Annotated in this window: 7 protein-coding genes; 6 read left to right on the top strand and 1 reads right to left on the bottom strand. The window is 42.0% G+C overall.

What is annotated here, in order from left to right:
• Positions 1-49 precede the first annotated feature (49 nt).
• The gene (locus tag EJ103_RS13180; RefSeq protein WP_126008052.1) at positions 50-2767 is read left to right on the top strand and encodes a DUF2339 domain-containing protein; all 2718 of its coding nucleotides are present in this window, start codon (positions 50-52) and stop codon (positions 2765-2767) included.
• An 81-nt stretch (positions 2768-2848) separates the two neighbouring features.
• On the opposite strand, the gene EJ103_RS13175 is transcribed toward EJ103_RS13180, so the two are convergent.
• Positions 2849-6289, bottom strand: a complete 3441-nt coding sequence (locus EJ103_RS13175) for a PAS-domain containing protein (RefSeq protein ID WP_126008050.1) — start codon at positions 6287-6289, stop codon at positions 2849-2851.
• Positions 6290-6681: 392 nt separating this feature from the next.
• Between EJ103_RS13175 and EJ103_RS13170 the strand changes: the two genes are divergently transcribed.
• The 5 genes from EJ103_RS13170 to EJ103_RS13150 all read left to right on the top strand — a co-directional run bounded on the left by EJ103_RS13170 (position 6682) and on the right by EJ103_RS13150 (position 12138).
• Positions 6682-6945, top strand: coding sequence for a DUF4212 domain-containing protein (locus tag EJ103_RS13170; protein ID WP_004586074.1), 264 nt, complete (start codon positions 6682-6684; stop codon positions 6943-6945).
• Between the two features lie 10 nt (positions 6946-6955).
• Entirely contained in the window at positions 6956-8680 is a 1725-nt protein-coding gene (locus EJ103_RS13165; protein WP_126008048.1) for a sodium:solute symporter family protein, read from the top strand.
• A 113-nt stretch (positions 8681-8793) separates the two neighbouring features.
• Entirely contained in the window at positions 8794-10632 is a 1839-nt protein-coding gene (locus tag EJ103_RS13160) for a DUF294 nucleotidyltransferase-like domain-containing protein (RefSeq protein WP_126008046.1), read from the top strand.
• 15 nt (positions 10633-10647) lie between these two features.
• Positions 10648-11271, top strand: a complete 624-nt coding sequence (locus tag EJ103_RS13155; protein WP_126008044.1) for a 3'-5' exonuclease — start codon at positions 10648-10650, stop codon at positions 11269-11271.
• 138 nt (positions 11272-11409) lie between these two features.
• Positions 11410-12138, top strand: a complete 729-nt coding sequence (locus EJ103_RS13150; RefSeq protein WP_126008042.1) for an SIMPL domain-containing protein — start codon at positions 11410-11412, stop codon at positions 12136-12138.
• The last annotated feature ends 9 nt before the right edge of the window (positions 12139-12147 follow it).

The following is a 12147-nucleotide window of genomic DNA, read 5'->3' as shown; positions in this document are numbered from 1 at the left end:
TTAAAAATTTTAGGTACACTCATAACATAATAAATAAAAAGAGCGTGACATGGATGAGTTTTTAGGAATAGTGGGTTTATTTGCATTTGCAATAATGGCCGGTGCTATTTGCGGTATTGTCGCAATTGCACAACTTAGTAATTTAAAGCAAGAAATTACCCAATTAAAAGCAAAAGTACTTAGTTTAGAATTAGCTAACAACGCACAAAGCCACGCTGAAAACGCCGATAAAAGCACCGATAAAAGCACCGATTGCTCCACAGCTGAACATGCGGACACGGCTCAAGCAAATAGCAATGAGGCGACTTTTAATCAAGTTAGTCCTAATCAACTCAATCAGCCAAGTCAGCCTCGTGTGCAGGTAAAAACGCCAGCTTCAGCAATAAAGCCTCCCGCTAATGCTTCTGCCAGTAAACATAAGCAAGGCAGTAAAAATCTCAAACCCACACTTTTAACTTCTTTTTTTGAAAAACTGCGTAGCGACTTTGAACAAAACTGGATGACCTGGATAGGCGCAATCGCATTGGCGCTAGGCGGTATATTTTTAGCAAAGTACAGTTTAGAAGCCGGGTTGCTCTCTCCTGCAATGCGATTAACCCTAGGCGGTTTATTTGGTGGTGGCTTAATTGCAGCCGCAGCTTATATGCATTACAAAAATAGTGTATTTGAAGGGTTTAATAACTATATACCTGCAGCGCTTGCCAGTGGGGGGGTTATTACGTGCTTTGCACTGACCTTATTAGCGTATAGCAGCTATAACATGATCGGCCCTTTAACAGCATTTGTTGTCCTTGGGGTTATTGCCATAAGTGCGAGCGCTATGGCAATAATGCTTGGCCCAGTATTAGCCGTACTAGGTATTATTGGTGCTTATTGTGTCCCCGTGCTGATTAATACTGGCAGCAATAATTTATTTGCGCTTTATATGTACATTGGGTTTGTGAGCTTATCTGCTGCGCTGGTCGCGCATAAAGTACAGCGTACATGGCTGTGGTATTTACTTTGGGCGGGGCATTTGAGCTGGTATGTTGTTGGCTTTACTTTAGCTAACAGCAGCACCATTTGGCTTATGGGCACGTATGGGCTATTAAGTGTTATTGGTTTAATTGCCGTGCCACGCTTGGGGTTAAAACTTGCGGTGGTTGAAACTCGCCCACATAGTTTAAAGCGCCTAATAAACGCACTCCCTAGTAACCCTTTAATGCTTGCCTGTATTGTCCCTTTGTTACTGGCTATGCTTTTTGATAGTAATAACTACTTACAGTGGCAAATAATAAATGCGTTAAGCATATTAACATTGCTGTTTTTAGTGCTTAAAAATAGCCGCTGGGATTTATGGCAAGGGATGGCGATGTTAATAGCTATACTCTGGCTATTAAGCACGCCTTCTTATTATGCTGATTATTCTGACTCGCTATTTATATTTAGGCACCAATATGGTGGCGCTATATTTTTAGGGTTAGCGCTCAGCGTATATGGGCTTTATTTTGGTATAAAGTGGCAGCCTAAACGATTGGCTTTTCATATTACTGCCTCGTTTAGCGTATTTATAATGATTGCCACCTTATACGCTATAATCCCAAACCATGCGTTGGCCACAGCCTATCCATTGTGGGCAGTGATACTACTTACAAGTAGCGCCATTTTAATTAAGTGCGCAATAGGTGGCGCAACGCTTTTTCAGCGCTTTACATATTGGGTGGGGGCAAATGCCAACATCACGCTTGCTATCACTATGTTATTAAATGACAGCGGGCTAACCATTGCACTGGCTATTCAAGTTTTACTTATTAGCGTGTTAATAAACCGCTATCGGGTGCCTATGCCACATTGGCCAATTAAAGCGTTGGTGGCTGCATTACTACTTCGCCTTACACTGTCACCGTGGAGCCCAAGTTACGAGGCGCTTAGTGTATTGGGTGTACACTGGAGCTTAGTAGTTTATCCTTTGTGTGTGGTGTTATTTTACACTGCAGCCAAATGCTTTAACGCATCACAGTTAAAAGTTTGGCTTGAAGGCGCAGCGCTGCATTGCTTGGCGTTGTTTATTACCACCGAAACCAGCTATCAACTGGTAGGGCACTATCCGCAGTTTGATTCTTTGAGCTTTTACGAACAAGCTTTACTCACCTGTAATTGGCTTGCACTGGGTTGTGTATATTTACACCGTGCTCGTATTGCCGGTAGCTTAGCTAAATTATACCAAGTGGCAGGCATGGCATTAGCAGGTGCTGCGGGTGTTACTGCACTGAGCATCTTACTAAACGCCAACCCATTTTTAAGCTCTATTTATATTGGCGAATATTTTGTATTTAATTGGCTATTTTTGCTTTGGTTAGTGCCTGCGGGTCTCGTGCTTTGGCTTTATACGTTAATTAAGCCGCTGTATACAAAAGCTGCGCCATCTATACTCACAGTAGCGGGTGTGTTGAGTGTATTGGCAATTAATGGCTTTATACGCCAATACTGGCAAGGCCCTTATATTTACTTATCAACAGGTGCAAGCAACGCAGAGCTTTATAGCTACTCGGTTATTTGGCTTGTGTTAGGGGCTATTACTGTGGTGTTAGGGCATTTAAAAAATCAGCTATTAATCCAAAAAATAGGGTTAGGATTATTGGCAGCCGTTATTTTAAAAGTATTCTTAGTGGACATGGCTAATTTAACGGGGCTTTTAAAAGCGCTATCGTTTATCGGCTTAGGCTTGTCGTTAGTGGGGCTTAGTTGGTTATTTCAAAAACTGCGAAGCCAAGCCAAACCAGCCTAATAATTAAGGGTTCCAACGCTTTGTTAAGCACATAAATAAGCCCAGCTCATGCTGGGCTTATTTTTTGCTGCTAATTGGCTATTACGTGCTGTGATTAAGTAAAGCTTTAAGCTTACCCGGCTTAATAGGCTTACTTAAATAATGAATATTAGCCGCTTTGGTTTCTTGCTTAAGCTCGGTGTCGCGTACAGCGGTTATAAGTATGGCGGGCACTTCGCTTTGCCATGTATCACGCAGTGTTTTTATAAGCGAAATACCATCGCAATCATTACCTAATTGGTAATCCATTAAAATTACATCGGGCGCTCCGTGCTGTTTAGCGTGCGCGAGTACTTTATTTACATCGTCAAACAAGGTGTAATTGGCTTGCCACTTTTTAAGTAAACTGGCCATTGCTGCTAGGTTTTCGGGGTCATCGTCTACCGCGACTATGTTAATCGCGGCGCGGTTTTCTACTAAGCTGCTGGCCGTAGCTTTTTGTTGTACAAACTGCGCATCTCCATAGGGTACTTCAATACTAAAGCGGCTGCCTTTACCGGGCTCTGAGTGCACATCAAGCTCTAAGCTAAGTAAATCGGCCATACGTTTTACAACGCCAAGCCCTAAACCAACGCCTTTGTTATCACCGGCTTCTATACGGTAAAAGTCGTTAAATATTTTAGCTTGTTCTATTTGGCTAATACCTGGGCCGGTGTCCCATACTTCTATACGTAAATTATGTTTACGGTTTCTGCACGCTATTAATACTCGCCCTGTTTCAGTGTATTTAACCGCATTAGACACCAAGTTTTGTATAATTCGGCGCAAGTAGGTAATGTCGCTATGCACAATTTGTGCGTTTGAACGCACGGTTAGTTTTAAGCCTTTATCGCTTGATAAAATAGCGTACTCGCTTTGCAGTGGCATAAGTATATCGTTTATACAAAAGTGCCGTGGAGTTGGGGTCATTGCGCCTTGCTCTAACTTGGCAATTTCTAGTAAGGCCGACATTAAATGCACGGTTGAGTCTAAACTGTGGCCAAGCTTATTAAAGCTATTTTGGTTAGTTGTATCAAGCTGCTTTTCATCAATGGCTGCAAGGTATAAACGCGCCGCGTTAAGGGGCTGTAAAATATCGTGGCTTGCCAGTGCTAAAAATCGCGTTTTACTGTCGTTGGCTTGCTCTGCTTCGCGCTTGGCTAAAGTAAGTGCTTGCTCTGTTTTTACTCGGCTATCTATTTGGGCTTGTAAGTCTTTATTAATGGTTTGCACTTCTTGAGTTCGCGCCTCAATGCGGTTTTCAAGATCCATGTTAATTTCTTCAAGCGCATTTTGCGTACTTATATGGTTTGTAATGTCTGAAAAACTCGTTACAAAGCCGCCATCGGGTAGGGGGTTACCTATCATTTCGTACACTTGGCCATTACGGCGGTGACGAATAAAGTGATGCGAGCTACCATTTTTTAAATGCTGAACGCGTTTTTCTACTTGGCGCTCTATTTCGCCTGGGCCACATTCACCGCGTACTGCGTTGTACCTTATTATATCTTCTATGGGTTGCCCCACTTCTAAAAAGCCGTCGGGGTAGCCAAACATTTGGCTGTAGCGCTTATTCCATGCCACCAGTTTTAAATCTTTATCGACCACCGAAATACCATGGCTTAAGTTTTCGAGCGAGGTATACAAAAGGTTTTGGTTAAACTGCAGTGCTTGTGTGGTTTCGTCAAAAAAGTTAACCACCTCTTCAAAGGCCATACGTTTACCCGATGAAACCGTACGGATTAGCGCCTGCGCCGAAGACGCCCCTAACACCCCAGTTAACGCACGCTCGCAGTAGGCTATAAATTCGGGCTCGGGGTGGGCATTATTGTCACTTAGCTGGTGCGAAAGTGAAAAGTGCGCCAGTACTTGTTGGCTTCGCTGAATACCTAAAAAGGTTTGCAGTAGTATTTTAAAGTCGTAAACCGTGGCTTTAACATTTTTGTTTAAGCGGCGCGATAAAATAGCCTGATCTTTAGGGTTAACAAATGCAGCGGCCTGAATTTTATCTATCAAGCGCTCTTCTGCCCCTAACGAAAAGCTAATATAACAACCAATATTAGCAAATAAGGCAATCAGAGTGCCGCGTGTAATAAGTGTTTGCTGAAGCTCGCTATCAAGAGCGCTGCCGGCATCTAAAATTGGCATCATTAAAAATAATACCCAACAAATAAAACCCGCTAATAGCCCCGCATATACACCATAAGCATGGCCTTTTCGCCAGTAAAGCCCGCCCACAATAGCCGGGAGCAGCTGCGTTACTAACGAAAATGCCACCAGCCCCATACTAGCCAGCGCACTACCATGGCCAAACCATTGCTGATAAAAATAAGCCAATATAAGTATGCCGGCTATGGTAAAACGCCTGACTAATAAAATTTGCGATTTATAACTGCTGGTAATTAAGTTGCGCTTAAATTTACGGCGTAGCAGAAGCGGCAGCACTACATCGTTCGAGATCATGGTGCTAAGCGTAAGTGTGGCCACCACTATCATGGCGGTGGCTGCAGAAAGCCCGCCAATAAATACAAAGGTACTTAAAAAAGCTTGGTCGTGAATAAGCGGTAGCGCTAATACAAAGCTGTCGGGTGAAAAACTGCTACCAATACTTGGGTGAATTGCGGCAGTAGCAATAGGAATTATCATCGCGGCGGTGAGTAATAAATACAGCGGAAAAGCCCAGCGAGCAGTAAATAAATGGCGTTTGTCTTGGTTATCTACCACGGTGACATGAAATTGTCGTGGTAAACAAATTATGGCCGCGGCAGCCATAAGTGACTGGCCAATAAAGTTAAAACTAAAAAAGTTAAAGTTGCCCCAGTGTTGCCAAATCGACTCTGTGACTTCATCGCCGCTAAGGGTGGGTAAATTAAATAAGGTGTACAAGGCTAAGCCAGCGACGGCAATAAGCGCAATGAGCTTTATCATTGACTCAAAGGCGACTGCTAGCATAAGCCCAGAGCGGTACTCGGTAACATCTACCTTACGGGTACCAAAAAATATTGCAAACAGCGCCATAATTAACGTGGCGGTGAGGGTAAGCATTTCGCCAGATATTTGATTGCTGTTTTGCAAAAGCAAAAAGCTGGTACTGAGTGCTTTTAACTGCAGCGCAATATAGGGAATGGTAGCAAGTAGGGCAATAACAGTGACCAGTATTGCACTGGTTTGACGTTTACCGTAGCGGGCAGAAATAAAATCGGCAATGGTGGTAATGTTTTGTTTTTTACTTACTAATACTAGTTTGCGTAAAAAGCCTTGGCCAAAAAAGAACAACAATGAAGGCCCCAATAAAATGGGTAAATAGCTCCAACTACTGGTGGCGGCGGTACCAACCGAACCATAGTACGTCCACGAGGTACAATAAATCCCTAACGATAACGAATACACAAAAGGATGATGGCTAATCCGTTTAGCAAGTGGTGTTGTTTTATCGCCCCAATTAGCAAGCCAAAACAGCACCCCAATATAGCCTAATGCTACAAAAATCAGTACAGCAGTCATGTTGTTATTAAACCTTATTATTTATACCCACACACAATACCAGAGATAACTTTAAGTGTGCGTGCACAATTTTATGCAAAATATTAACGTTGTTTTTATTGTGTTGATTTTAAATGATTATTTATATTGTTGATGATTTATTAGACTAATGTCGCATTTTTACACAAAGCCACTTAAATTTTGCCGTTTACGCCCTTTGGTAAAAGCTAACTTACTGAAAATTAAGTGTAATTGTACTTTTAAACACAATCGTATTTGCAGTTTACGTAAACGTTAACAGGCTGTTACGACTATGGTCTCACTTCACTCTTCACGCCGCGTTGCTAAATTAATAACCGACTATAAAAAAACCACTCATTGCAATTATGCAATGCTTAAAGGGGAAAATAAAAATGGCTTTTAAAGATGAAGAACAAGCAAAAGCTTATTGGGCAGAAAACATTTCACTACTGTTTAAGTTACTAGCAGTGTGGTTTGTGGTCTCATTTGGCTTTGGCATATTACTGGTAGATGTACTGAATGAAGTACGTTTTTTTGGGTTTAAACTTGGCTTCTGGTTTTCACAACAGGGCGCTATTTACACCTTTGTAGCTTTGATTTTTGTTTACGTTTTCAAAATGAACACGTTAGATAAAAAATACGGCGTAGACGAATAGGAGCTAGGTAATGGATGTTCAAACACTCACATTTATAATTGTTGGTTTAAGTTTTGCGCTTTATATCGGCATTGCAATTTGGGCGCGTGCAGGCTCTACAAATGAGTTTTACGTGGCAGGGGGCGGCGTACCTCCGCTTGCCAATGGTATGGCAACCGCAGCCGATTGGATGAGCGCAGCGTCATTTATTTCAATGGCGGGTATTATTTCGTTTGCAGGTTACGATGGCGGTGTTTACTTAATGGGGTGGACTGGCGGCTATGTATTACTCGCTATGTGTTTAGCGCCTTACTTACGTAAATTTGGCAAATTCACTGTACCTGACTTTATAGGCGACCGTTACTACTCACAAACAGCACGTGTTGTTGCTATTTTGTGTGCCATCTTTATTTGTTTTACTTACATTGCTGGGCAAATGCGTGGTGTAGGCGTGGTATTTTCGCGCTTTTTAGAAGTAGAAATTGAAACCGGTGTTTACATTGGAATGGTGATTGTATTCTTTTATGCGGTACTTGGCGGCATGAAAGGCATTACTTACACGCAAGTAGCGCAGTACTGTGTGCTTGTGTTTGCCTACCTTGTGCCCGCTATCTTTATTTCAATGATGATGACAGGCCACTTCTTCCCGCAAACCGGCTTTGGTGCCACATTGAGTGATGGCTCAGGCATGTATGTACTTGATAAGCTAGACGGGTTAAGCGCAGAGCTGGGCTTTGCACAATACACCGAAGGCTCTAAAAGCATGATTGACGTATTTGCTATTACTGGCGCGTTAATGGTGGGTACTGCTGGTTTACCGCATGTAATTGTTCGCTTTTTCACTGTACCTCGCGTTAAAGATACCCGTATTTCAGCAGCGTGGACATTGGTATTTATTGCCATTGTTTACACTACTGCACCGGCGGTTGCCTCGTTTGCACGTGTAAACATGATTGACACCATTAACGGTAAAGATGGTAGCGGTACAGAGTACGCACAAGCACCAGCGTGGATCAAAAACTGGGAGCGTACGGGCTTAATTACCTTTAATGATAAAAACGGCGACGGCAAAATGTTTTACACCGCCGGCAAGGTAGAAGACCCAACAAGCGCAAACGAAGTAAAAGTAGACCGCGATATTATGGTACTAGCTAACCCTGAAATTGCTGATTTACCAGCATGGGTAATCGCATTAGTTGCGGCCGGTGGTATTGCTGCTGCGCTTTCAACCACAGCGGGGTTATTGCTGGTTATTTCAACATCAGTGTCGCACGATTTACTTAAACGAACCCTTAAACCCGACATAAGCGATAAACAAGAGCTACTCGCTGCTCGGTTAGCCGCGATGATTGCCATTGTTATATCGGCTTACTTTGGGATTAACCCGCCCGGGTTTGTTGCATCGGTGGTCGCCTTTGCCTTTGGTTTAGCGGCGGCGAGTTTCTTCCCGGCAATTATTATGGGGATATTCTCTAAAACAATGAATAAAGAAGGCGCAATTGCTGGCATGGTGACCGGTATAGGCTTTACCGCTGCGTATATTATCTTCTTTAAATTTGTAAGCCCTGAGCTTAATAGCCCAGAAAATTGGTTCTTAGGTATTTCGCCCGAAGGAATTGGCTTAGTGGGGATGATCATTAACTTTGCGGTTGCTGCAACCGTACTTAAATTAACAAAATCGACACCGCTTGAAATACAACAAATGGTGGAAGGTATTCGTAATCCTAAAGGGTCAGGTGAAGCACACGCACATTAATGCGCTAAGCCTACTTAAAAATAAAGCACCAAAAGCCCGACTTTAGTCGGGCTTTTTATTTGTTCAAATAATGAGTACATTAGGTTTTGTGTATACTTTTTAAGAGTACAGCAATGAGTGTAGAGCAGCAGGAAGTTGCCCAGTTTGTGTGTATGCAGGCGCCATTTAGCATGCTACACGACAGTGCGTGTGAGTATTTTGTAAGCCATATTGATAGTGTTTATTTAACCCGAGAAAACCAAGCGCAGTGGCTGCAAACGCAAACCCCAAAGCTTTTTTTAATTCGCTCTGGTTTATACGACCTAGTGGATGCAAAAGGCGATGTAGTGAAGCGTTTAGCGCAGGGGGATTACTTTGGCTATCCTTCTTTGTTAACCGGAGAAGCGATTCAAAATAGGTTACAGGTACAAAAAGAGGGCATAGTGTATATGCTTGCGCAAACGCATTTTGACTTTTTACGTCATCAATACAAACCGTTTGAGCAATATTTTGTACGCGCGCACGCCAATCGTTTACTTTCATCACATTATAAAAGTAAAAACGATAGCTGGTCTGAGCGCAGAATATCTGAGCTGATGACCCGCACCGCCATAACCTTAGCCCCCGATGCCAGTATTAGGCAAACCGCTAAAAAAATGAAAAAACACGGTGTATCGTCAATTATGATCACCGAACACGCCATTTTAGTTGGCGTAGTGACCGACCGCGACTTACGTAACCGTGTACTGGCCGACGAGGTAGACCCGCAAGATGCGGTTAGCAGCATAATGAGTGCAAAGCCTAAATTTATATTTGAAAACAATCGGGTGTTTTCTGCTTTGCATTTAATGCTTAAATACAATATTCATCATTTACCTGTACTTGATGAAAACCATAAGCCTTTGGGTATGCTTACCAGTACTGATTTACTGCGCCAGCAAAAAAGTGACCCTGTGCAGCTTATTGGCCGCATTTATAAAGCCCACAGCATTGCCGATTTAAAACGTTATGCAGGCGAAATCCCTGAGTTACTGCGAAGTTTTTCGTACAACATAGAAGACATATCGCTAATTGGTAAACTGCTCAGCGGCTTAACCGATGCACTCACCTCGCGCCTTATTCATTTATTTCAAGAAGAAAATGGCGCAGCGCCCACCAGCTTTTGCTTTATATGTTTTGGCTCGCAAGCACGCGAAGAGCAAACCCTACATTCAGATCAAGACAACGGCTTATTACTCCCAAATGATTTAAGCGAGCAACACCAAGCTTACTTTAAACACATGGGGGAGTTTGTATGTGAGCAGTTAGTAGAATGCGGCATTAGGCGTTGCCCTGGTAATATTATGGCCAGCAGCGATGAATGCAGAATGAGTGTAAGCCAGTGGTGTGAGCGCTTTTTTAAATGGATAAAAAGCCCAACCCCAAGTGCCATGCTTAACTGCAAAATATTTTTTGATTTGCGCTTTATAGAAGGCTCCAATGCCTTATACAGCGGCTTTTGCGAGCAGCTAAATAGAATATCGCGCGATGAGTTATTTTATGCTGCTATGGCAACCGACATAAGAGCCAGTTCAGTGCCTATTGGTTTATTTAATAAACTTAAAACGCAAAAAAATGATAATAACCATAAATACATAGATTTAAAAAAGCGCGGTGTTGTTATTATTAACGACATAGTGCGTTTATATGCGTTAAAAGCAGGCATAAAACGCGCCAATACCCAAGAGCGCTTAGATGCTTTACTTAAGCATTCACTGCTAAATAAAGACGATATTTATAATTTAAAAGATTGCTGGCGATTTTTAACTCAGTTGCGTTTTAGTACGCAAATAAACGAAGAAGGTTTGCCAAGTAACTGCATAAACCCCGATAAATTAAGTTCATTAGAGCGTCATCAGCTTAAAGAGGCTTTTTATTTAGTAAAACAAGCGCAGCAAGCCGCGGCGTTTAAATTTGCCCGTGGCAGTTTGTAACAAGAGGTAAGCGCTGTGGTAAAAAAATGGCTCAGTAAGTATATAAAAAGGCGTAATCTTTTAAGTCAAAATGCGTTAACGCAACGCTATTTAGTGATTGATTTAGAGCTTACTGGGCTTGATGTAAACCAGCATGAAATTGTCTCAGTAGCCTGGGTAAAAATAGATAACCAATGTATAAAAATGAGTGAGTCTCAGCATTTAATTAATAAAAACGTTAAACGCTTAGAGCAAAGCCCTGTTTTTCACGGCATTATTGACGACACTGTGGCTAAAGGGCAAAGCCTGCACACTATATTAACGCAGCTAAGCCGTGATTTTAGTGACCATATTTTGGTTTTTCATAACGCCATACTGGATTGGGGGTTTTTAAAAGCAGCCCTTAAAGGTTCCAATATAAACGCACAACCTAAGCTAATACTCGACACCCTCCACATAGAAAAAAAGCGCCTTATTTGCCAAGGCGCAGAAATAAAACAAGATGATTTAACCCTAAGTGCGTGTCGCAAACGTTATGAGTTACCAAGCTATCATTGCCATAACGCACTTACAGACGCACAGGCCACTGCAGAATTACTACTAGCCCAGTGCTACCAAATAAACCGTGGTAAAGAGCTAAAAGTGGGTGAGTTAACCTAGGTTGGCTGTAGGCGCGGCTTTATGCCGCGCGAGGTATACTCTTGCCTACAATAAAGGGCAGTTTACTTTTATTTTCAACTGTATGATTATAGGTACGGTTACGTAATCATTATTTAACTAATTACTTTAAGGAACGACGTGAAACTCATTACCGCTATTGCTCTACTCTTTTTTCCACTCATCGCTTTTGCTAATTCGAGCTTACCTGCCAATCGTCATATCTCAGTGCAAGGCACTGCTGAGGTATTAGTTGAGCCTGACATGGCTAAAATACTATTTAAGGTGAATAGTGTTAAAAATGAGCCGAAAGCAGCCAATAACGCGCTTGAGAATAAAGTGAAGTTATTAATCGATGGGCTCAATCAATTTGAAATAAGCGCCGATGACGTAGTTGCCTCAAACGTTAAAATTGAAAAAACAGGAATGGATTATATTGAAACAGGGCATCAGGCCCTTAGCGAATACGCAGCGATAAGAACGTTTGAAGTAACGCTAAACAGTATTGAGCGTGTGAGCGATTTAACCGATTTTTTATTGAACCAAGAAGTAAATGCCATTCAAAATATTGCGTTTTTATCTTCAAAGTTTGAGCAATTACAAGCGCAAGCCACACAGTTAGCAATTGAAGATGCAAAAATAAAAGCGGATTTACTTGCTGATTCATTCAATGCAAAAGTAGGTGAAGTACGCACTATTCGCTCAACTAAAAACAACTATGACAGTGGTTTTAGTACAGCCATAACTAAGATGCACAGGGCGCAGCAAGATAATAATTCTTTTCCTCAAATACGTAGTAACGATTTACAGGCAACAATAAGCTTTAAATCATCCATAAACGTGGTGTTTGATTTAGAGATAACTGATTAAATTAATAAT

Origin of the sequence: Pseudoalteromonas sp. Xi13, assembly GCF_003952205.1 — a bacterium.
Lineage (GTDB): Bacteria > Pseudomonadota > Gammaproteobacteria > Enterobacterales > Alteromonadaceae > Pseudoalteromonas > Pseudoalteromonas atlantica.
The sequence above is the reverse complement of the archived record's forward strand: the minus strand, read 5'-3'. Positions and strand labels throughout refer to the sequence as shown.